This window comes from Dactylosporangium sp. CS-047395, assembly GCF_050942185.1.
Classification (GTDB): domain Bacteria; phylum Actinomycetota; class Actinomycetes; order Mycobacteriales; family Micromonosporaceae; genus Dactylosporangium.
In genome coordinates this window covers 2450080-2470305 of sequence record NZ_CP192015.1, presented here as the reverse complement: position 1 = coordinate 2470305, position 20226 = coordinate 2450080, and the positions used below count along the sequence as shown (strand labels likewise).

The window sequence follows — 20226 nt, the reverse complement described above, 5'->3', positions numbered from 1 at the left end:
CCGTCGGTCCCCGTGCCCCACCCGGTCCGCCCGCCCGTCCGCCGCGCTACCGCGGCCGACACCGATGAGCTGATTCGCCTGCGGATCGTCATGCTGGAGGCGATGGAGGCCGGCCCGGTCGCGCCGGGCGACTGGTCCCACCGCTCCGCCGTGGCACTGCGCCGGCGCCTGCCGGACCCGGACGCGACCCTGGCCGCGTTCGTGGTGGACCGCCCCGACGGCTCGCCCGGGCTGGCCGCCTGCGCGGTGGGCACCATCGAGGAGCGGCTGGGCGCGCCGGGCAACCCCGACGGCCGGCTCGGCTACGTGTTCAATGTGGCCACGGACGGGCCGTACCGGCGACAAGGCCTTTCCACGGCCTGCCTGGAGGCGCTGCTGGCCTGGTTCACGGAGCGGGACGTGCCGACGGTCCGCCTCTTTGCCACCCAGGACGGGCTGGCGGTCTACGAGCGGCTGGGCTTCACCCGCGAGACCAACACCTCGATGCGACTCAACCTCCCCCGCCGAGTGTCGTAGCTGCCGGCCTGCTGGTTACTGAGCCTCGGAAATCGGCGCGACGGCCAGGCTGCTTGACCAGGTTCACCAGGTCCGCGCCCGCTTGCATGACGCGCGAACGTGGGCCGCCGGCCGCCGGTGCACGCCGCGAACGTGGACCCGGCCGTTGCGAGCCGCGGCGGATTCGGCCCAGCGGCTGGCGGGCGGCTGGTGGCGCTGGGTTACTGCGCTTCGGGAGCCGGCGCGACGGCCAGGCGCCGGCCGTTGCGAGCGGCGGCGGATCTCGCCCAGCGGCTGGTGGCGACGAAGCCGAGCGCGAGGGCGAGCAGTCCGCAGCCGCTGAGGACGGCCCAGGCGCGGTGCGGTAAGGAGCGCGGTGCGGCGGCGAGGGGCGGCGTGCGGCGGCGAGGGGCGCGGTGCAGTGAGGGGCGGGTGGGGCTGTTGGGGCGTTCGGTGTGACGTGGGCCGCTCGGGATGAGGTTCGGGTATGTACCCATGGGTAGGGTTAGCTCGTGACCATCGCCGGGATTGAGGCCGGTCTGTTCCGGCGGGTTCTCAGGCGGCACGCCGCGGCTGTCGTTGTCGTCACCGCTCCCCGCCCCGGAGCGGCCGGCGCCGGGTTCACCGCGACCTCGTTCACCTCCGTTTCGCTCGATCCGCCGCTGGTGTCGTTCTGTGTCGCGCAGGCCGGGTCCGCCCGGCCCGCCATCAGCGAAGCCGCGCTCGTCGCGGTCCATGTCCTGACGGCGCAGCAGGAAGAGGTCGCGCGCGTCTTCGCCACGCCGGGGATTGATCGGTTCGCCGAGTACTCGAGGATCGGAAGCTGGCACGAAGGGCCCGAAGGAGTGCCGGTGCTCCACGGGCCGCTGGCGGTCCTCATCTGCCGGGTCGTCAACCAGGTCGAGGCCGGCGACCATGTCATCGTCATCGCGTCGCCCGTCCAGGCCGAGCACCACGACGACGCCCGAGCTACCCCCCTCGTCTATCACGACGGGACCTACACCGGACTCTAAACCCCCGGTACGACACTTTCCCCCCACAGCCGCAGCCGCGCCGCGCCGCCGTCGGGGTAGATGTCCAGCCGCACATGCGAGGCCGCGTCGGCGGCATCCACGCGGAAGAAGTGCCGGGTGTCCGGCTGTACGGGCGTCCGGGGCAGCAGATCCCACCAGGAATGGAGCCCGGGGTCGGAAGTCGCGCGCAGCGAGGCCTCCCCCGGCGCGTTGCCCTTGAAATGCGTGGTGTCGAACTCGATCAACCGCACCCGGCCCGGAGTCGCCAGCCGCACCAGGACCCATTCGTTCCCGGGGACTCGGCGACGCGCTGTTTCCCAGCCCTCGCTCATCTGCCGTGCCCGGTCCGGCAGGAGCAGGTTTCCCGGCGAGCCGTAGAACATGTCGCTGCACCCCGCCACCACCGCGCCCAGTTCCATCGCGGCCAGGTTCACCGTGAGGCCGTGCAGCAGCGCGGGATCCGGCTCGGCGACGCCGTGCACCCGCAGCCTTGCCACGCCGCCGTCCGGGTAAATGTTGAGGCGGACGTGCGTGTAGCGGGGGCCCGGGGTCAGCGCGAAGTGGTTGCGCGCGTCGCCCTTCACCGGTGACTTCGGCAGCAGCTCGGTCCATGTGGCCGCCGCCAGGTCGGCCGGGGACGGGTGGCCGGGCAGGGCCACCGCGTCCAGCGAGACGTACGGCGGGAAGTTGCCCGTGAAGTGGGCCGTGTCCACCACCACGCCGTGGATGTGGCCCGGGGCGCCGAGGCGGACGATCGCCCAGTCGTGGCCCGGGGAGCGGCGGCGGCGGGTCTCCCAGCCGTCGTACACCTTTCCCTTCGGACCGTACGTCCACGTCTCGAACTCCGACGGCGCCGGGTTGACGAGGTTGTCCATGGCCGCGAAGAACTCGTCGTTCGCCGCCACCACCCCGCCGCCCAGCAGGCGGGAGGCCAGATCGGTCAGGTCGGTGAACGTCATCGGGCAGCATCCTCCCGCCGCAGGAATCGGCCGCGCGGCGTCGCGCCCACCGGCTCGCCGCGCAGCCACGTCGTGCGCACCACGCCGCTCAGCGATCGTGCCGCGTACGGGGTGACCGGGTGGCGGTGCAGCAGGGCCGCGGGGTCCACCACGAACGTCGCCGTCGGGTCGAAGGCCACCAGATCCGCGTCGGCGCCGGGCGCGATCCGGCCCTTGTTCCGCAGTCCCACCAGGTCGGCCGGGCCCGAGGACATCCAGCGGACCACGTCGGCGAGGGTGAAGCCGCGCTCCTGGGCCGCCGTCCATACCGCGGACAGTCCTAATTGGAGCGACGCGATCCCGCCCCACGCCGCCGCGAAGTCGCCCGTGCCGCGGGCCTTCAGCGCCGGGGTCGACGGGGAGTGGTCCGAGACGACGATCGAGATGGTGCCGTCGGCGAGCCCGCCCCACAACCGGTCCTGGTTCGCCCCGTCACGAATCGGAGGGCAGCATTTGTACTCCGTAGCGCCATCCGGCACCGCCGCCGCCTCCAGCGTCAGGTAGTGCGGGCACGTCTCCGCCGTCACGCGCACGCCGGCCAGGCGGGCCCGGCGCAGCGAGGTCAGGGCGTCCGCCGCCGACAGGTGCAGGATGTGCACGCGGCGGTTCGTGTCGGCCGCCACCGACAGCGCGGTGTCCACTGCGGACACCTCGGCGGCGGCCGGGCGGGAGGCCAGGAAGTCGGCGTACGCGCGGGACGGCCGGGCGTCGTGCAGCCGGGTCGGGTCCTCGGCGTGCACGATGAACAGGGCATCGACGGAGGCGAACGCGGCGGCCAGCCCGGCCCGGTCCAGCGGCGGGAACTCCGGCACCCCCGAGTCGACCAGGAAGCTCTTGAAGCCGAACACGCCCGCCTCGTGCAGCGGGAACAGGTCGCGCGCGTTGCCGGGGACGGCACCGCCCCAGAAGCCGACGTCCACGAAGCACTTGCCCCGCGCGGCCGCCTGCTTCTCGCGCAGGGCCGCGACGGAGGTAGTCGGCGGCAGCGAGTTGAGCGGCATGTCGACGATCGTGGTGACGCCGCCCGCCGCGGCGGCTCGGGTGGCGGTCGCGAAACCTTCCCATTCGGTACGCCCGGGCTCGTTCACATGCACGTGGGTGTCCACGAGGCCCGGGAGCAACGCCAGCGCCCCCAGGTCGGTGACCGGACCGTCCACGGTGGACTCGTAGTCGGTGACCGCGGCAATCCGTCCATCGTCGACGGTCACCGTGGCCGCGCGGGGGCCGCCGGGTAAGTAGACCTGCCGGGAGCGCAGGGAGAAGGTCACAAAGCCTCCAGCACCCCGAGGGGATGGCGCACGTGGCCCGGGCCGAGGGCGCCGCAGTGCAGCCCCCGCAGCAGGAAGTGGGCCATGGCCCGTGCGGTGGCGGGCTCGTCGAGGTGGCCGCGCACCCGGCGGCCCAGGTAGTGGCCGAGGCGCCGGACGGCCTCGTCCACGCCGTCGTGGAAGAACTCGAAGGTGGCGCCCCAGCGGGTGACGAGGTGCCCGGGGTGCAGGTCCCAGCCCTGGTAGATGCCGCGCTCCAGGCTGCGGCGGACCAGCCGGGCGTGCAGGGCCCAGGCGCGGTGCACGTCCTCGGTGGACCCGGCGGGCAGGATGTTGGTGGAGCCGTCGGCGATCGCGACCCCGGTGCCGGCCGCGGCCACCTGCATGACGGCCTTGGCGTGGTCGGCGACCGGATGTTCGAGGCTCTGGTACGTCGGGGCGATGCCGAGCGCCGTGCTGTAGTCGTACGTGCCGTAGTGCAGCCCCGTCAGGCGCCCCTGCGAGCGGACGATCAGCTCCGGGAGCGGGCTGCGGCCGTCCGCGCCGAGAATCGCCTGCGGGGTCTCGACCTGCAGCTCGAAGCGCAGGGTGTCCTCGGCCAGCCCGTGCGCGTGCTCCAGCTGCCGGCACAGCAGGACGGCGGCGTCGGCGTGGCCGGCCGAGGTGGCCTTCGGGAACGTGATGACGAACGTGTCGGGCGGCGGGCCGAGTGCGGTGAGGAACAGGTCGATGGTGCGGGCTGCCCGCAGTACCGTATCCGGCTCGAGGCTCTTGCAGCGCAGGCCGAAGAACGGCGGCGGGCCGGTGCGCAGCGCGGTGCCGGCCGCGGTCGCGTGGGCGTCCTCCTCCTCGTCGGGGCGGCGGCCGTAGCCGTCCTCGAAGTCGACGCGGAGGTCCTCGATCGGCTCGGTCATGAGCTTGGCCAGCACCATCTCGACGATGGCGTCCGGGAAGGGCGGGCGGCCGTGGTCGCGGACCAGCGCCCGGGCCGCGGTGCCCCACTCCCCCACGGTCTCCGCGCCGAACCGGTCGGCGGGCACGTAGACGGTGTGCACCGGCTGCCGCCCGGGCCGCGCGTCGGTCTGGCCGGGCAGCTGGAGCCGGTCCAGGTGCTCCGCGCGGGCCGCCAGCTCGTCGAGGTCACGCTCGGACAGCGCCATGCTCACGTTCCCGTCAGGTGCTCGGGCCGGACCGGGACCCGCTTGAGCGGCAGGCCGGTGGCGGCGCGGATGGCGGCGACGATCGCCGGGGTGGACGAGATGGTCGGCGGCTCGCCGACGCCGCGCAGCCCGTACGGCGCCTCGGGATCGCCGAGCTCGAGGACGTCGATGAGCATCGGCGGCACGTCGAGGATCGTCGGGATGAGGTAGTCGGTGAACGACGGGTTGCGGATCTGCCCGTCCACCACCTGGATCTCCTCCATGACCGCGAGGCCCAGGCCCTGCGCGGTGCCGCCGGCGATCTGCCCGCGCACCGACTGCGGGTGCAAGGCCCGGCCGACGTCCTGCGCGGTGACGATCTCGACCACTCGGACCAGGCCCAGCTCCACGTCGACGTCCACAGTGGCCCGGTGCGCCGCGAACGCGTACTGCACGTGCGCGTTGCCCTGTCCCGTCGCCGGATCGAGCGGGGAGGTGGGCTTGTGCCGCCATTCCACCGTCTCGTCGATCGGCCCCTGGGTGAGGTCGCCACCCCGGCGTTCGAGCTCGGCCCGCACCGCCTCGCACGCCGCCTTCACCGCGCCGCCGGTGACGTAGGTCTGCCGCGACGCCGACGACGACCCGGCCGACCCGATCGACGTGTCGGCGGTGGCCACCGTGACCTGCTCGACGCCGAGCTCGGTCCGCACGATCTGGGCCATCACGGTGACGAGCCCCTGGCCGACCTCGGCCGCCGCGGTGTGCACGACCGCGACCGGCTCCCCGCCCACCAGCTCCAGCCGCACGCGCGCGGTCGAGTAGTCGTCGAAGCCCTCGGAGAAGCCGACGTTCTTGATCCCGATGCCGTAGCCGACGCCGCGCCGCACGCCCTCGCCGTGGGTGGTGTTCGCGACCCCGCCGGGCTGCTCGCGCGGATCGCCGGACGAGACCGCCGGAGCCGGCCGGTCGCGGACGCGGCGCAGCAGGTCGGCGACGGGCGCGGGGCCGGTGACGACCTGCCCGGTCGGCATCGTGTCGCCCGGCTCGAGCGCGTTGCGGGCCCGCAGCTCCACCGGGTCGAGCCCGAGCGCCGCGGCGAGCTTGTCCATTTGCGACTCATAGGCGAAGCACGCCTGTACCGCACCGAAGCCCCGCATCGCGCCGCACGGCGGGTTGTTCGTGTAGACCGCGTACCCGTCCACGGTCACGCTCGGCACCCGGTACGGGCCGATCCCCAGCGTGGTCGCGTTGGCGACGACCGCCATCGACGTGGAGGCGTAGGCGCCGCCGTCGAGCACGATCCGGGCCCGGACGTACTGCAGGATGCCGTGCTCGTCGGCGCCGTGCTCGTACCGAAGCCGCGCCGGATGCCGGTGGACGTGGCCGAAGAAGGACTCCTCGCGGGAGTACACCATCTTGACCGGCCGGCCGGTGTGCAGGGCCAGCATGCACGCGTGGACCTGCATGGAGACGTCCTCGCGGCCGCCGAACGCGCCGCCCACCCCGGCCAGGCTCAGCCGCACCTTGGCCGGCGGCAGGCCGAGGCAGTCGGCCACCTGCCCGAGGTCGCCGTGCAGCCACTGGGTGGCGATGAACAGGTCGACGCCGCCGTCCTCGGCCGGGATGGCCAGCCCGGACTCCGGCCCGAGGAACGCCTGGTCCTGCATGCCGACCTCGTACTCCCCGGTGACCACGACCGCCGCCACCGCGTCCTGCGGCCCCTTGCGGATCGGCACGTGCCGCAGCAGGTTGCCGCCCGGATGCACCGGCTCGGACGCCGGGTCGAGGGCGGCCTCACTGTCCACAATGGGCGTCAGCACCTCGTACTCGACGGCGATCCGCGCCGCCGCCCGCCGCGCGGTCTCGGGGTGGTCGGCGGCCACGATGGCCACCGGCTCGCCGGCGTAGCGGACCTCGCCCATCGCGAGCACGGGCTGGTCGCGGTGCTCCAGGCCGTAGTGCGGCTTGCCGGGCACGTCCTCGGCGGTGAGCACGGCGTGCACGCCCGGCAGCTTGAGGGCCTCGGTGAGGTCGATGCCGAGGATCCGGGCGCGCGGGTGCGGGCTGCGCAGGGTGGCGCCCCACAGCATCCGGTCGGCCCACAGGTCGGACGAGAACGCGAACTCACCCGTCACCTTGAGCGTGCCGTCGGGGCGGACGGGCGAGGTGCCGATCCCGTTGAGCGTGCCGACCTGAACGGTCATCGCAACCCCCGGGCGGCACGGGCCAACGAGCCGGCGATCGCGGACGTGTCCACGGTGGACAGCGCGCCCTCCTGGACGACCGCGCGGCCGTTGACGAGCAGCAGCCGCAGCGGGGCGGCCGGGCCGAACACCAGCGCGGCGACCGGGTCGGCGATGCCGGCGTGCCCGAGGCCGTTCAGGTCCCACAGCGCGATGTCGGCCAGCTTGCCGGCCTCCAGCGAGCCGAGCTCGTCGGCCCGGCCCAGGCAGCGGGCCCCGCCCATGGTGCCCAGCGCGAGGGACTCCCGGGCGGTCAGCGCGGCCGGTCCGCCGCGCAGCCGGGCCAGGTACAGCGCCTGCCGCAGCTCCGCGCCCAGCTCGCCGGCCTCCTGGGAGGCGGCCCCGTCGACGCCGAGGCCGACCGGCGCCCGCGCGTCGAGCAGGTCGCGGATGGGGGCGATGCCGGCCCCGAGGCGGCCGTTGGAGCTCGGGCAGTGGGCGACGCCGGTGCCGGTCGCGCCGAGCTTGGCGATCGCGGCCGGGTCGAGGTGCACGGCGTGGGCGAGCCAGACGTCGTCGCCGAGCCAGCCGAGCCGCTCGGCGTACTCGACCGGTGTGCAGCCGTGCACCTCCTTGCAGTAGTGCTCCTCCTCGACCGTCTCCGCGAGGTGGGTGTGCAGCCGCACGCCCTCGGCGCGGGCCAGCCGGGCCGCCTCCTCCATCAGCCGCGGCGTGACCGAGAACGGGCTGCACGGCGCGACCGCGATCCGCACCATCGCGCCGAAGGAGCGGTCGTGGAAGCGGTCGATCGCGTCCTTGGTCGCGGCCAGCGCGGCGTCGGTGTCCTCGACGACCGAGTCCGGTGGCAGCCCGCCGTCCTTCTCGGACAGGTCCATCGAGCCGCGGCACGGGTGGAACCGCAGCCCCACCTCCGCCGCCGCCTCGATCTCGGCGGCCAGCAGGTCGCCGCCGTCGCGCGGGAACACGTAGTGGTGGTCGGTGCTCGTCGTGCAGCCGGTGAGCGCCAGCTGGGCCAGGCCGGCGGAGGCGGCGGCGTGCACGATCCCGGCGTCCAGCCGCGCCCAGACCGGGTACAGCTCCTTGAGCCAGCCGAACAGGATCTCCTGCTGCGCGTAGCCGCGGGTGGCCCACTGATAGAGATGGTGGTGGGTGTTGACCAGGCCCGGCGTGGCGAGGCAGCCGCGGCCGTCCACTGTGGTCACGCTCGCGTCGCCCCGGTACGGCCCGGGGCCGACCGCCACGATCCGGTTTTCGGCCACCACGATGTGGCCGTCGGCGTGCTCGGTGCCGCCCGCGTCGACGGTCGCGATCGCGCAGCCCTCGATGACGATCATGCGTCGGCCGCCAGCTTCACCGCCGCGACGATGTGCTCGTACCCGGTGCAGCGGCACAGGTTGCCGGCCAGCGCCTCGCGGATGTCCGGGTCGCTCGGGTGCGGGTTGCGCTCCAGCAGGTCGTGCACGGCCACGATGAGGCCCGGCGTGCAGAATCCACATTGGACGGCGCCGGCGCTGAGGAACGCCCGCTGGATCGGGTGCAGCTCCTCGGCCCCGGCGAGGCCCTCGACCGTGCGCACCTCGCGCCCCTCGGCCTGGCCGGCCGCGACCAGGCAGGCGCAGACCGGGATCCCGTCCAGGTACACCGTGCAGGACCCGCACTCGCCCTGCTCGCACGCGTTCTTGGCGCCGGGCAGGCCGAGCCGCTCGCGCAGCACGTACAGGAGGCTCTCGCCCTCCCAGACGTCGTCGGCGGCGAGCGCGTCGCCGTTCACGGTCACGTTGACCCGCATCGGTACTCCTCCCAGGCCCAGCGCAGCGTCCGTCCACCGAGGACGGACAGGGCGTGCCGGCGGTAGGCGGCGCTGCCCCGCACGTCGTCGATCGGCCGGGCGGCGGCCGCGACGAGCTCGCCGAAGCGCGCCACGAGCGGGTCGGGCAGCGGCTCCCGCGACTCCCACGGCAGTTCGGATGCGAACGACTCCGCCGCCGCCGCCCGCAGCGGGGTGGGGCCGGCGGAGCCGATGCCGGTGCCGACCGTTCGCTTCGAAACGTCCATCGCGACCGCGAACGAGCAGACCGCGATGACCATCGCGTTGCGGGTGCCGACCTTGGCGAACTGCTGCGGGCCGGGCGCGGGCGGGATGCGGAACGCGACGATGAGCTCGTCCGGGGCGAGGGCGCTGCGCTTCGGGCCGGCGAAGAAGTCCTGGGCCTTGATCCAGCGGACCCCGCGCACCGAGGCCACCTCGACCTCGGCGCCGGCGGCGAGCAGCGGCGGGTGCGCGTCGCCGGCCGGGGACGCGGAGCCGAGGTTGCCGCCGACGGTGCCGCGGTTGCGAATCTGCGGTGACCCGACGGTCCGGGCGGCCATGGCGAGGCCCGGCAGGCGCTTGCCGAGTTCGTCGATGATCCGCCGGTACGTCACGCCGGCCCCGATCCGCAGCACGCCCTCGTCCTCGGACCAGTCGGCCAGCGCCGCGATCCGGGTCAGGTCGAGCAGCGCGGACGGGCGGCGGCGGTCGAAGTTCAGTTCGACCATCACGTCCGTGCCGCCTGCCAGCGGTACCAAATCCGGCATTTCTGCTTTGGCTTGCACGGCCTCGTCCAACGTGGACGGTCTCAGAAAGTCCACGCGACCTCCTGCGGCACCGTCGCGCCGTCGCGGCGCACGACCCCCTCGATGAGCCCGTAGGGGCGGTCGGCGGCGAAGTAGACCTCGTCGGGGTTGTCGAGCCCGAACGGCCGCAGGTCGACGAGGAAGTGATGCCGGTTGGGCAGCGAGAGCTTGACCTCGACGACGTCCGGGCAGCGCTCCAGGACCCGGGAGCCCATCGCGAACAGGGTCTGCTGCAGGGCGTAGCTGTAGGTGTCGGCGAACGCCTCGACGAGCGCCTCGCGGGCCGGCCCGGGGTCGGCGAACCCGGCGGCGGTGCGCCAGGTGGCGTCGACCGAGGTGGCGAGGATGCGGTCGCGGGTCTCGGGCAGCGTGGTCCAGCGGTCCTTGAGGAAGCCGTGGAACTCCGAGTCGGTGGTCTTGAGCAGCACCAGGCCGGTGACGCCGGAGACGACCTGGGTCCCGTACTGTCCATGGTGGACGGTGGCGGTGCGGACCTCGCTCGCGTCGCGGCGGAAGGTGTGGCGGCCGTCGACGGGCTGCCAGGGGTACTGCTCGATACGCACCCGCGCCTCGTGGATCGTCGGCTGCGTGGCGACGAAGTGCTCGGCCAGGCGGACCGCGAACGCCTCGATGCTCGCGATCCCGAACTCGCGCGCGAACGCGTAGACCGTGTTCTTCTGCGTGTCGGTCGGCAGCACGGCCGCGTTGTCGCCGGTCAGGTGGCTGGCCGCGAGGTCGCCGCGCAGCGCCACGCTCACGTTGAGGTCGGTCAGCCGGTCGCCGCCGGTGTCGCCGCCGCCGCGTTCGACGCGCACGAGGCGGGTCTCGGCCTTGCCGTACTGGTTCGGGCCCAGCTCGAAGTCGGGCATCGCCTCAGCTCCCCCGGTAGGTCGAGTACCCGAACGGGCTGAGCAGCAGCGGCACGTGGTGGTGGCGGGCGTCGGCGATGGTGAACACGATCGACACCTCGGGGAAGAACGCGTCCGGCCCCAGGTACGCCGCGGTGTCGATGACCAGCCGGTAGCGGCCCCGGTCCACGTCCTCCCAGCGCAGCCGCCCGTCGACGTCGGTGATCCCGTCGCCGACGAGGATCTGCTCGGTGGTCTCCAGCCGGATCGGCACGCCCGCGGCCGGAATGCCGCGGGCGGTGTCGAGCACGTGCGTGGACAAGCTCATGCGGCCGCCGCCTCGGCGAGCCGCTCCAGCCGCAGCTCGACGATCTTGCGCAGCTCGCCGCGGACGACCACGCGCTCGGTGTCGTCGTCGTTGCGCAGCCGGCCCCGGGCCGCCGCGAGCACCTCGTCGGCCGACTTGCCGGTCGCGAAGATCAGGAACAGGTGGCCGAACCGGCGCTCGTACGCGTCGTTGACCTGGGCCAACTCCTCGGCGGCGCCGTCGGTGGCCTTGACGCCGGACTGCTCGCGGCGCGACCAGGCGGCCTCGGCGCCGTCGCCGACCGGTTTCTGCCCGATCCGCGGGTGGGCGGCGAGGACCCGTTGCAGGTCGCCCCAGCCCAGCTCGTCGAAGGCGGTCACGCCGGCCACGACCAGGTCGGCGGACGTCTGGTACGGCCGCGCGGCGACCACGCGGGCGGCCCAGCCGGGCGACGCGCAGCAGGCGAGCAGGGCCTCCTCGGCGGCCTCGGGCGCGAGGCCGTTGAACCGATCGAGCATGGCACCCCTCTCGTATCCCCGGCACGTTACTCCGAGGATGTTTCAAGTCCAGACCTTTGAGATCATGTCCATTATCCGCGTTTTGTCCGACCCCGTTAGGCCTGATGCCGCTTTCGTCGCCATCGAACTTCGCTGAGCCGTGGCAGACTCGAACACATGGCCGAGAAGGAGCTGCGGCCCGCGGTCGAGGTGATCGACGTCGGCGGGCGCGTCGTGCGCATCGTCGACGGGCACCTGCTCGCGGCCGGTGACGTGGTCGGGCACGACCTGCCGCACCGCGGGATCGAGATCAGGGTCGACGCGGACGGATACCGGGCCCGCTGGGTCCGCGGCACGTTCAGCGTCTCGTCGTTCGCCAAGGTCTTCGCGGGCGGCGCGGCCGGCGGGGCCCTGTTCCGCCTGCTCGGCCTGCCCGGCGCCGTGCTCGGCACGATCATCGCGGTCGGCCTCGCGCGCACCGCCCGCCCGGCCCGCCCCGGCGACGTGGACGACCCGGCGGTGACGGTGCGGGAAGAAGGTACCGACATCGTCCTGCGCTCCCAGTCGCTGGCCGCCCTGGTCCTCGCGATCATGCAGCTCACCGGCATGGACGGCACAGGCGGCCCGGTGACGGTCAGCCCGGCCGCGCCCGTGGTCGGCGACCCGGAGGGCGTGCGCCTCGACGACGTCGGCGGCCTCGAGGACGTGGTGGCCCAGTTCCGCGACGTCGCCGTGTCGTTCCGCCACCCGGACGTGATGGCCCGCTGGGGCGCGACCCGGCCGCAGGGCATCCTGCTCTACGGTCCGCCCGGCACCGGCAAGACCATGCTCGCCCAGGCCCTGGCCAACGAGATCGGCGGCGACCTGCGCGAGATCCGCACGCCCGAGATCCTCGACAAGTGGGTCGGCAACTCCGAGAAGAACATCCAGCGCATCTTCACCGAGGCCCGCGGATTGCGCCGCCCGACCGTCCTGCTGTTCGACGAGTTCGACTCCATCATCTCGTACACGGGAGCCGCCTTCGACGCCGCCGGCCAAATGATCAACGCGGTGGCTGGCATCTTCAAGCAGGAGATGAACACGCTGATCGAGGCCAACCCGAACGTCATCGTGGTCGCCACGACGAACTTCCCGGACCGCGTGGACGCCTCCCTGGTCCGCTCGGGCCGCTTCGACCTCAAGCTCCAGGTGGCCGCGCCGGGTCCCCAGGCCCGCGCCGAGATCCTGCGCAAGCTGCTGCGGGGGCTCATCGCCCGGCACGAGACGCCCGGCTTCCGCATGTTCGCCGACGACGTGGACGCGGACGAGCTGGCGGCCGCGGCGACCGGCCTGACCGGCGCCGACCTCAAGGAGGCGCTGCGCCGGGCCCAGCTCGACCAGGCCATGCGCGAGGCCCGCACCGGCACCCAGGCCGGGCCGATCACCCAGGCCGATCTGCTCAAGGCGCTGCAGAAGCTGCGGTAGTGCCTGCTGTACCACGGCTGGGCAGGCTCGGGGAATGACCGTGGCCGATGCCGCTGGTGTGCTGGAGGCATGATTCGCCGTGCCGTACAACAGTTTCCGGTCGTCACGTTCTTCGTGCTCGCGTTCGGGCTGAGCTGGATCGCCTGGACGCCCTACGTGCTCTCGCGCAGCGGGTTGGGCGTCATCCCGCTGGAGATTCCGTCGCTGCTGGGCAGCACGCAGCTCGTCGGTATCCTGCCCGGGGCCTATCTCGGGCCGCTCGGGGCCGCGTTCGTGGTCACCGGCCTGGCCGAGGGGCGGCCGGGGCTGCGGCGCTGGTCGCGGCGGCTGGTGCGGTGGCGGGTCGGCTGGAAGTGGTACGCGCTCGTCCTCGTCGGCGTGCCGGTCAGCATTCTGCTCGCGACGGCCGCGTTGCCGGCCTCGTGGGGGCACGTCGCGCGGCCGGCTTCGGCGATCCTCGTGGCGTACATCCCGATCCTGCTCATGCAGATCGTCACCACGGCGATGGCCGAGGAGCCCGGGTGGCGTGACTTCGCCCTGCCGCGGCTGCAGCAGCGGCTGGGCGCGGTGGGCGGGACGGTCGTGCTCGGCCTGCTGTGGGGCTGCTGGCACCTGCCGCTGTTCCTGACCGAGTGGGGCGGCTGGCCCGACGTGTGGTGGGTGTCGCCGATCGAGTTCGTGGCCGGTTGCGTGCCGCTGAGCCTGGTCATGACCTGGGTGTTCAACCGGACCGGGGAGAGTCTGCCGATCGTGATGGTGCTGCACGCCGGGATCAACACGACCTACTCGCTCGTCTGGCCCGAGGTCTTCCCGACGCTCAACCCGGTGCGGGACACCCTGCACGGCCAGCTGATCGGGTCGACCGTGGTGGCCCTGATTCTGATCGCCGCCACCCGCGGCCGGCTGGGCCTCCAGACGAGGACGCTTCAGGAAGCTTCGAGGTAGTGCAGGACCGCGGCCACCCGGCGATCGGTGCGGTCGTCGGGGGCCAGCTCCAGCTTGGCGAAGATGCTGCGGATGTGCTTGTGTACGGCGCCGTCGGTGACGAAGAGCCGCTCGGCGATCGCGGAGTTGCCCAGGCCCTCGGCCATCAGGGCGAGAACCTCGCGCTCGCGGGCGCTCAGGCGTTCCAGGCGGGCGTCGGGGCGGCTGCGGCTGAGCAGCTGGGCGACGACGTCCGGGTCGATCGCGGTGCCGCCGCCGGCCACGCGGTGCAGGGCGGTCAGGAACTCCTCGACCCGGCCGACGCGCTCCTTCAGCAGGTACCCGAGCCGTGCCCCGCCGCCCGCGAGCAGGTCGGTGGCGAAGGCCTGCTCGACGTACGCGGAAAGCACCAGCACCGCGAGGTCCGGGCGGCGGCGGCGCGCCTCGACCGCGGCCACGATGCCCTCGTCGGTGTGGGTCGGCGGCATCCGCACGTCGACGATCGCCACGTCCGGCTCGTGCTGATCGACGGCGGCCAGGAACGTCGTCGGGTTGTCCGCGGTGGCCACGACGTCGAGCGACTCGGCCCGCAACAACATGGCGAGACCCTCGCGCAGCAGCGCGTCGTCCTCGGCGATCACGATCCGCACGGGATGCTCACTCTCAGAATCGTCGGACCGCCTTGCGGGCTGGTCAGGTCCACGGTGCCGTCGTGCGCCTCGGCGCGCTGGCGGATGCCGGTCAGGCCGGAGCCGCCGTCCGCGTCCGCGCCGCCGTGGCCGTCGTCGGTGACGGTCAGGTGCAGCTGGTTGCCGGTCCGGCGCAGCCGCAGGGTCGCGTGCTCGGCGCCGCTGTGCTTGGCCACGTTGGTGAGGGCCTCGGCGGCGACGAAGTACGCGGTCGCCTCCACCGATGCCGCGCACCGTACCGGCAGCTCGGCGTCCACGTCGACCGGCACCGGGCACGTCGCGGCGAGCGAGCGCAGCGCGTCGGGCAGGCTGCGGTCGGTCAGCACCGGCGGCAGGATCGTGCGCACCACCGCCCGCAGGTCGGCCAGCGCCGCCTCGGCCGCGCCCTGGGCCCGCTCCAGGATCTCGTCCGCGCCCGCCGGGTCCCGGGCCACCGCCCGCCGGGCCGCGCCCAGCAGGACGTTCACCGCGACGATCCGGTTCTGCGTACCGTCATGCAGCGCCCTCTCGATCCGCCGCAACTCGGTCGCGTGCGCGTCCAGCGCGGCCGCGCGGGTCGCGGTCAGCTCGGCGACGCGCAGCATGAGGTCGGTGCCGGGCGCGGGCGCGAGCAGCCGCCGCCCGGGCGCCTCCTGCAGCCGGGCCAGCAGCGGCGTGGCGTAGAAGACCAGCACCAGCCAGACCAGCCCGAACGACGACACCACCAGCGCGCTCGCGGTGTCCGTGGCGTGCGGGAAGCCCACCGAGGAGGTCGCGTCGGCCGGCGGGACCAGCCGCCACCACAGCGCGAACGACCCGTCCCGCAGCACGTTGAGCGGCAACGCGATGGCGAAGATCCCGACGACGAGGCCGGCGGTCCCGTGGATGGCCGCCCAGGCGAGCTCCCGCCGCAGGGCCACGTCCCCGATCGCGTCCTTGACCCGCACCGGCGCCGGCAGGTGACCGAGCAGCTCGGGCCCGGTGCGCGAGAGCCGATCGCGCTCCCGGTCAGCGACGACCCGCAGCATCCGTACCGCGAACGGCACGATCACCAGCCCCACGCCCACGAGGCACGCGGCGGCGGTGGCGATGCACGTGACCAGCGCGATGAGCGCGAGCACGGCGGTGCCGACGCCGCCGACGAGCCGTTCCAGCGCGTCGAGCGCGGTGCGCAGCCGGGCGGCCATCCTCAGCCGTCCCACGTCCGCGCGGTCGCGTCGAACAGTGCGGCGTCGGTGTGCCGCGGGATCACGCACAGCAGGTGCCCGCCGGGGGCGCGCAGCACGTGGCAGTCCAGATAGCGCGAGACGGGCTCGGCGCCGAGCGCGCGCAGCCGGCCCACCTCGGCGTCCAGGTCGTCGGTCTCGAAGTCAAGGTGGTACCGCGGCCCGTCGCCCTCGATCTCCTGCAGCGCCGCCGCGACCAGCCCGTGCGCGAGGCTGGTGAACTGCGGCTCGTGCTCCTCGACGGCGGCCTCGGCGCCGAGCGCGGCGGCCCAGAACCGGGTCGCCGCCTCCCGGTCGACCCCGGGCACGTCGATGATGACGGCGAACAACCGCGACCGGTGACTCATGCTGCCGCCCTACTCGTGCACGAACGGGACCGTGGTGGCCAGTTCGGCGAAGCCGAGGCGCTTGAGGATCGGGCGGCTGTCGTCGCTGGCGTCGACCTGAAGGTAGCGGAACCCGGCCGCGGCGGCCTGCGCGGCCCGGTACGCCACGACGGCCTTAAACACCCCGCGCCCCCGCCAGTCCTCGGCGGTGCCGCCGCCCCAGATGCTGGCGAAGTCGGTGCCCCGGTGGAACTCGACCCGGCCCGCGCAGATCGGCCGGTCCCCCGCCATCGCGACGACGGCCTTGACCTCGTCGGGGCGGTCGAGCAGCATGCGCCCGATGGCGGCGTGGTCGCCGCCGAACACCTCGTCGTGCACCCGCACCACGAGCTCGGCGCCCTCGGCGTCGGTCACCGGGACGAGCCGCACCCCGTCGGGCAGCTTCGGCTCGTGCGGGAGCGCCCCGACCTCGGCGACGAGCAGCGCCTCGGGCGGTCCGGGCTCGAAGCCGGCCTTGAGCAGCCGCGCGGGCAGATCCTCGGGCCGGTCGTGCGAGTAGAACTTCCACTCCCACGGCACCCCGGCCGCGGCGAACCGGGTGATCTGGGCCGCGATCACCTCGTCGGCGTCGAGGTCGCTCAGGCCGGTCCAGGTGATGCCGGTCCATCCGTCGGGGGCGCGCACCACCCGGACGACGCCGGGCTCCCGCTCGACCACGGCCCCGGGCCCCTCCTGCGGCTGCTGCCGAATCTCCCGGTCGAACCGCGCGAGGATCTCATTGACGTCCACGGTCCCCATTCTGCGCGATCACGACATTCCGGCAACGGCCTTTTGTCAGCGGGCTTCTGTCAGCGGCCTCTGTCAGCCCAGACCTGTCGGCAGCGGGAGGCCGGGGATCGTCGTCGGGAGGATCTGGGTCGGCAGCGGCAGCGGGTTGGTCGGGACGATCTGGGTCGGCAGCCCGGGGATGACCTGGCCGCCGCCACCGCCGTCACCGTTGCCGCCGCCGTTGCCGTTCCCGCCGCCGGTGGTCGCGCCGCCGCCGGGATTGCCGCCGCCGGTGGTCGGGCCCGGGGTGGGAGCCGCCTCGGTCGGTGCGGTCGTCGGGGCCTGCGGCGCGGTGGCCGGGGCCGAGGACGCCGCCGGCGGGGCGGCGGGCGGCAGTTGGGCGCGCAGGTCGGCGATCTGGTCGAGCAGCCGCTGCCGGGTGCCGGCGTTGTCGACCTGGTTCGCCTCGCCGGTGGCGGTGTCGAGCAGGCGCCGGGCGTCGTCGAACCGCCCGGCGGCGATCGCGTCGGCGGCCTCGGCGATGGCCTGCTCGGCGGCGCGGGCGTGGGCCTGCTCCGGGTACAGGACCTGGGTCAGCGGCCAGAGGGGCCCGTTCGGCCCCGAACGCTCGGCGCCGAGGGCCAGACCCGCGAGGATCACGATGCCGGCGGCGACCGCGGCGAAGGTCCGCCGTAGCCCCGAGCCAGGGCGGCGCTCACCGGAACCGCCGAATCGCCGCCGTCGTGCCGGTCCGGGCACGTCAGGAAGGTCGGCGACCGGAGCCGCGGCGCGGAGTTCGGGAACGTCCGGCAGCGAGTCGAGCGACACCGTCGCGTCGTCGTCGAGGGTGAAGGGCGGCAGGTCGGCGGAGAGGTCGGCGTGCCAGTCGGCGAAGAGGCCGGCCAAGGCGTCGGCGGCATCGACATCAACATCGGCATCGACAACGGCACGCTCGCCGCGGGCGAGGGCGTCGAGCAGGGCGTCGTCGGCGCGGACCGTGGCCAGGTCGACCGGGGGTTCGGCGCTGCGATCCGGCACGGTGTCACCTCGATCCGTCATGACTCGGCCCTCAGTACCAGCGTAAACGCCCCAGGCGGCAGAGAGGTCACGCGGCCACCTCGCCCAGGGAGTCGCCGGCGAGGATGCGCAGCCGGGCCAGGGCGCGGGACTGGTACACGCGCACGGCCGCGGCCGACATGCCGACGATCACGCCGACCTCCTCGGCCGACAGGCCCGCGGCGACCCGCAGGAGGACGATCTCGCGCTGTTGCTCCGGGAGCTGGGCCAGCAGGACCGACAGGCGCCGCGCGAGGTCGGTGCGCACGGCCTGCTGTTCCGGGCCCGGGGCCGCGTCCGGGTGCTCGGGCAGCGTGTCGATCGGGGCCGGGCCCGGGTCGCGCACGGCGGCCCGCTGCGCGTCGGCGACCTTGTGCGCCGCGATGGCGTAGACGAAGGCGGTGAAGGGGCGGCCCTGATCGCGGTACCGCGGAAGGGCCCGCAACAGCGCGAGGCAGACCTCCTGGGCCACATCGTCCGCCGTCGTGTAGGCGCCGCCGACCCGCCCGAGCTTGGCGCGGCAGTAGCGCACGACGCCCGGCCGCAGCTGCTCCAGCAGTGCCGCCGTGGCGTCGGGCTCCGACCGTACGGCGCGGTCGACGAGCCCCGGATCGAATGTCGCCGTCATCGTCAACGCACCGTAACCGTCCGCGGCCGAGACCACCACCCGGAGAAATTTCCGGCAACGCTGTTGCGCTTCCGGGCGCGGCCGCGATTGAGGATGCATGGGCGTCGAGGTGCACGTTGAGGGGCTGACGAAGTCGTTCGGCAGCCAACCCGTGTGGTCCGACGTCACGCTGACCCTGCCCGCCGGGGAGATCTCGGTGCTGCTCGGCCCCTCGGGCACCGGCAAGTCGGTCTTCCTCAAGACGCTCGTCGGGCTGCTCAAGCCCGACCGCGGCGCGATCGTCATCGGCGAGCACGATCTGACGCGACTGCGGGAGCGGGAGCTGTACGAGGTGCGCAAGCTCTTCGGCGTGCTGTTCCAGGACGGCGCGCTGTTCGGCTCGATGACCATCTACGACAACGTCGCGTTCCCGCTGCGCGAGCACACCCGCAAGTCCGAGCGCGACGTGCGCGCGATCGTCGCCGAGAAGCTCGACATGGTCGGGCTGACCGGCGCCGAGAACAAGCTCCCGGGCGAGATCTCGGGCGGGATGCGCAAGCGCGCCGGCCTGGCCCGCGCGCTGGTGCTCGACCCGGAGATCGTGCTGTTCGACGAGCCCGACTCGGGGCTGGACCCGGTCCGCACCGCGTACCTCAACCAGCTCATCATCGACCTCAACCAGCAGATCGACGCCACGTTCCTGATCGTCACGCACGACATCAACACCGCCCGCACGGTCCCGGACAACATCGGGCTGATCTACCACGGGCACCTGGCGATGTTCGGCCCGCGCGAGATGCTGCTGTCCAGCACCGAGCCGGTGGTCCGGCAGTTCCTCAACGCCCAGCGGGTCGGCCCGATCGGGATGGCCGAGGAGAAGGACGCCGACGAGCTGCGCGCCGAGGCCGACGCGGGCGCCGAGCCGCCGCCCCTGCCGCCGATCCCGCTGCAACTGCCGCCCACCGACGGCCGGCCGCGGCGGGCCGAGCGCCCGCCCGGGCAGTGGTGCGCGGCCAACGGCGTGCGTCCTCCGCAAGGGTCGTTCCAGCCGTGAGGGCCACCGGACTGTTCTTCGCCTTCGCGCTCGACGCGCTGCGCGGGCTGCTGCGCCGGCCGTGGCAGGTGCGCGAGTTCGTGCAGCAGGCCTGGTTCGTCAGCTCGGTGTCGATCCTGCCGGCGGCGCTGGTCTCGGTGCCGTTCGGCGCGGTCATCGCGCTGCAGCTCGGGTCGCTGGTCCGCCAGCTCGGGGCGCAGTCGTTCACCGGGGCGGCGTCGGTGCTCGCGGTCGTGCGCGAGGCCGGCCCGATCGTCACCGCGCTCATCATCGCGGGCGCCGGCGGCTCGGCCATCTGCGCCGACCTCGGGGCCCGGAAGATCCGCGAGGAGCTCGACGCGATGCAGGTGCTGGGCATCGACCCGCTGCACCGGCTGGTCGCGCCCCGGATCGCCGCCACGATGCTGGTCGCGGTGCTGCTCAACGGGCTCGTCAGCGTCGTCGGGGTGGCCGGCGGCTACTTCTTCAACGTGGTGCTGCAGCACGGGACGCCGGGCGCGTACCTGGCCAGCTTCCAGGCCCTCGGCCAGCTCCCGGACCTCGTCGTCGGCGAGCTCAAGGCGCTGATCTTCGGGGCGGTGGCGGCGCTCGTGGCCTCGTACAAGGGGATGACCGCGAAGGGCGGGCCGAAGGGCGTCGGGGACGCGGTGAACCACAGCGTCGTCATCACCTTCATGCTGCTGTTCGCGCTCAACTTCGTGATCACGGCGGTGTACTTCCAGATCGTGCCGCAGAAGGGGAGCTGACC

22 protein-coding genes are annotated in these 20226 nt (G+C 73.6%); 6 read left to right on the top strand and 16 right to left on the bottom strand.

The window, feature by feature from the left end:
* Positions 1 to 12: 12 nt before the first annotated feature.
* Together ACQP00_RS11520 and ACQP00_RS11515 are read left to right on the top strand one after the other, a co-directional pair.
* Positions 13 to 516 (top strand): GNAT family N-acetyltransferase, encoded by a 504-nt coding sequence (locus tag ACQP00_RS11520; protein ID WP_433218091.1) that lies wholly within the window; start codon positions 13 to 15, stop codon positions 514 to 516.
* 491 nt (positions 517 to 1007) lie between these two features.
* Positions 1008 to 1508, top strand: coding sequence for a flavin reductase family protein (locus ACQP00_RS11515; RefSeq protein ID WP_433218089.1), 501 nt, complete (start codon positions 1008 to 1010; stop codon positions 1506 to 1508).
* Here the strand turns inward: ACQP00_RS11515 and alc are convergent.
* Genes alc through uraD form a run of 10 tightly spaced genes read right to left on the bottom strand, consistent with a single transcriptional unit; the run spans position 1505 to position 11406 of the window.
* Positions 1505 to 2467: an allantoicase gene (alc, locus tag ACQP00_RS11510; protein ID WP_433218087.1), complete on the bottom strand. Its 963-nt coding sequence runs from the start codon at positions 2465 to 2467 to the stop codon at positions 1505 to 1507. The two genes, ACQP00_RS11515 and alc, sit on opposite strands and share 4 nt — an antisense overlap.
* Positions 2464 to 3774 (bottom strand): allantoinase AllB, encoded by a 1311-nt coding sequence (allB, locus tag ACQP00_RS11505; protein WP_433218085.1) that lies wholly within the window; start codon positions 3772 to 3774, stop codon positions 2464 to 2466. The genes alc and allB overlap by 4 nt, the downstream gene beginning before the upstream one ends.
* Positions 3771 to 4934, bottom strand: coding sequence for a DUF6986 family protein (locus tag ACQP00_RS11500; RefSeq protein WP_433218083.1), 1164 nt, complete (start codon positions 4932 to 4934; stop codon positions 3771 to 3773). The genes allB and ACQP00_RS11500 overlap by 4 nt, the downstream gene beginning before the upstream one ends.
* A gap of 2 nt (positions 4935 to 4936) precedes the next feature.
* Positions 4937 to 7117: a molybdopterin cofactor-binding domain-containing protein gene (locus ACQP00_RS11495; RefSeq protein ID WP_433218081.1), complete on the bottom strand. Its 2181-nt coding sequence runs from the start codon at positions 7115 to 7117 to the stop codon at positions 4937 to 4939.
* A complete protein-coding gene (locus ACQP00_RS11490; protein WP_433218079.1) occupies positions 7114 to 8451 on the bottom strand; it encodes an 8-oxoguanine deaminase in 1338 nt (445 codons plus the stop codon). Before ACQP00_RS11490 ends, ACQP00_RS11495 begins: the two co-directional genes overlap by 4 nt.
* Entirely contained in the window at positions 8448 to 8906 is a 459-nt protein-coding gene (locus tag ACQP00_RS11485) for a (2Fe-2S)-binding protein (protein ID WP_433218077.1), read from the bottom strand. The genes ACQP00_RS11490 and ACQP00_RS11485 overlap by 4 nt, the downstream gene beginning before the upstream one ends.
* Positions 8891 to 9748: an FAD binding domain-containing protein gene (locus ACQP00_RS11480; RefSeq protein ID WP_433218075.1), complete on the bottom strand. Its 858-nt coding sequence runs from the start codon at positions 9746 to 9748 to the stop codon at positions 8891 to 8893. Before ACQP00_RS11480 ends, ACQP00_RS11485 begins: the two co-directional genes overlap by 16 nt.
* Positions 9736 to 10602, bottom strand: a complete 867-nt coding sequence (pucL, locus tag ACQP00_RS11475; protein WP_433218073.1) for a factor-independent urate hydroxylase — start codon at positions 10600 to 10602, stop codon at positions 9736 to 9738. Before pucL ends, ACQP00_RS11480 begins: the two co-directional genes overlap by 13 nt.
* Positions 10603 to 10606: 4 nt before the next feature.
* Entirely contained in the window at positions 10607 to 10909 is a 303-nt protein-coding gene (gene uraH, locus ACQP00_RS11470; RefSeq protein ID WP_433218071.1) for a hydroxyisourate hydrolase, read from the bottom strand.
* Positions 10906 to 11406: a 2-oxo-4-hydroxy-4-carboxy-5-ureidoimidazoline decarboxylase gene (gene uraD / locus ACQP00_RS11465; protein ID WP_433218069.1), complete on the bottom strand. Its 501-nt coding sequence runs from the start codon at positions 11404 to 11406 to the stop codon at positions 10906 to 10908. Before uraD ends, uraH begins: the two co-directional genes overlap by 4 nt.
* A gap of 156 nt (positions 11407 to 11562) precedes the next feature.
* Between uraD and ACQP00_RS11460 the strand changes: the two genes are divergently transcribed.
* Positions 11563 to 12849 (top strand): ATP-binding protein, encoded by a 1287-nt coding sequence (locus tag ACQP00_RS11460; RefSeq protein WP_433218067.1) that lies wholly within the window; start codon positions 11563 to 11565, stop codon positions 12847 to 12849.
* A 69-nt stretch (positions 12850 to 12918) separates the two neighbouring features.
* On the top strand, positions 12919 to 13794 hold the full coding sequence (locus ACQP00_RS11455) for a CPBP family intramembrane glutamic endopeptidase (protein WP_433218065.1): 876 nt from the start codon (positions 12919 to 12921) through the stop codon (positions 13792 to 13794).
* On the opposite strand, the gene ACQP00_RS11450 is transcribed toward ACQP00_RS11455, so the two are convergent.
* The 6 genes from ACQP00_RS11450 to shbA form a co-directional block, all read right to left on the bottom strand.
* Positions 13776 to 14423 carry a response regulator transcription factor gene (locus ACQP00_RS11450; RefSeq protein WP_433218063.1) on the bottom strand — a complete coding sequence of 216 codons (648 nt, stop codon included), beginning with the start codon at positions 14421 to 14423 and terminating at the stop codon, positions 13776 to 13778. The two genes, ACQP00_RS11455 and ACQP00_RS11450, sit on opposite strands and share 19 nt — an antisense overlap.
* Positions 14411 to 15643 carry a sensor histidine kinase gene (locus tag ACQP00_RS11445; protein WP_433218061.1) on the bottom strand — a complete coding sequence of 411 codons (1233 nt, stop codon included), beginning with the start codon at positions 15641 to 15643 and terminating at the stop codon, positions 14411 to 14413. The genes ACQP00_RS11450 and ACQP00_RS11445 overlap by 13 nt, the downstream gene beginning before the upstream one ends.
* On the bottom strand, positions 15631 to 16014 hold the full coding sequence (locus ACQP00_RS11440) for a VOC family protein (RefSeq protein ID WP_433218059.1): 384 nt from the start codon (positions 16012 to 16014) through the stop codon (positions 15631 to 15633). The genes ACQP00_RS11445 and ACQP00_RS11440 overlap by 13 nt, the downstream gene beginning before the upstream one ends.
* Before the next feature lie 9 nt (positions 16015 to 16023).
* Positions 16024 to 16782, bottom strand: a complete 759-nt coding sequence (locus ACQP00_RS11435) for a GNAT family N-acetyltransferase (RefSeq protein WP_433218058.1) — start codon at positions 16780 to 16782, stop codon at positions 16024 to 16026.
* Between the two features lie 72 nt (positions 16783 to 16854).
* Positions 16855 to 17799: a hypothetical protein gene (locus ACQP00_RS11430; protein ID WP_433218056.1), complete on the bottom strand. Its 945-nt coding sequence runs from the start codon at positions 17797 to 17799 to the stop codon at positions 16855 to 16857.
* Positions 17800 to 17866: 67 nt separating this feature from the next.
* The gene (gene shbA / locus ACQP00_RS11425) at positions 17867 to 18445 is read right to left on the bottom strand and encodes an RNA polymerase sigma factor ShbA (protein WP_433218054.1); all 579 of its coding nucleotides are present in this window, start codon (positions 18443 to 18445) and stop codon (positions 17867 to 17869) included.
* 97 nt (positions 18446 to 18542) lie between these two features.
* Here shbA and ACQP00_RS11420 point away from each other — a divergent pair, with 97 nt between their 5' ends.
* Together ACQP00_RS11420 and ACQP00_RS11415 are read left to right on the top strand one after the other, a co-directional pair.
* Positions 18543 to 19478: an ABC transporter ATP-binding protein gene (locus ACQP00_RS11420; protein WP_433058705.1), complete on the top strand. Its 936-nt coding sequence runs from the start codon at positions 18543 to 18545 to the stop codon at positions 19476 to 19478.
* On the top strand, positions 19475 to 20224 hold the full coding sequence (locus tag ACQP00_RS11415; RefSeq protein ID WP_433218052.1) for an MlaE family ABC transporter permease: 750 nt from the start codon (positions 19475 to 19477) through the stop codon (positions 20222 to 20224). The genes ACQP00_RS11420 and ACQP00_RS11415 overlap by 4 nt, the downstream gene beginning before the upstream one ends.
* Positions 20225 to 20226 lie beyond the last annotated feature (2 nt).

Bases quoted from the DNA above. Each gene is read 5' to 3' on its own strand.
- alc (WP_433218087.1), bottom strand. From the start codon at position 2,467: ATGACGTTCACCGACCTGACCGATCTGGCCTCCCGCCTGCTGGGCGGC.
- ACQP00_RS11420 (WP_433058705.1), top strand. From the start codon at position 18,543: ATGGGCGTCGAGGTGCACGTTGAGGGGCTGACGAAGTCGTTCGGCAGC.
- pucL (WP_433218073.1), bottom strand. From the start codon at position 10,602: ATGCCCGACTTCGAGCTGGGCCCGAACCAGTACGGCAAGGCCGAGACC.
- ACQP00_RS11485 (WP_433218077.1), bottom strand. From the start codon at position 8,906: ATGCGGGTCAACGTGACCGTGAACGGCGACGCGCTCGCCGCCGACGAC.
- ACQP00_RS11500 (WP_433218083.1), bottom strand. From the start codon at position 4,934: ATGGCGCTGTCCGAGCGTGACCTCGACGAGCTGGCGGCCCGCGCGGAG.
- ACQP00_RS11440 (WP_433218059.1), bottom strand. From the start codon at position 16,014: ATGAGTCACCGGTCGCGGTTGTTCGCCGTCATCATCGACGTGCCCGGG.
- uraD (WP_433218069.1), bottom strand. From the start codon at position 11,406: ATGCTCGATCGGTTCAACGGCCTCGCGCCCGAGGCCGCCGAGGAGGCC.
- ACQP00_RS11455 (WP_433218065.1), top strand. From the start codon at position 12,919: ATGATTCGCCGTGCCGTACAACAGTTTCCGGTCGTCACGTTCTTCGTG.
- ACQP00_RS11495 (WP_433218081.1), bottom strand. From the start codon at position 7,117: ATGACCGTTCAGGTCGGCACGCTCAACGGGATCGGCACCTCGCCCGTC.
- shbA (WP_433218054.1), bottom strand. From the start codon at position 18,445: ATGACGGCGACATTCGATCCGGGGCTCGTCGACCGCGCCGTACGGTCG.
- uraH (WP_433218071.1), bottom strand. From the start codon at position 10,909: ATGAGCTTGTCCACGCACGTGCTCGACACCGCCCGCGGCATTCCGGCC.
- ACQP00_RS11490 (WP_433218079.1), bottom strand. From the start codon at position 8,451: ATGATCGTCATCGAGGGCTGCGCGATCGCGACCGTCGACGCGGGCGGC.
- ACQP00_RS11460 (WP_433218067.1), top strand. From the start codon at position 11,563: ATGGCCGAGAAGGAGCTGCGGCCCGCGGTCGAGGTGATCGACGTCGGC.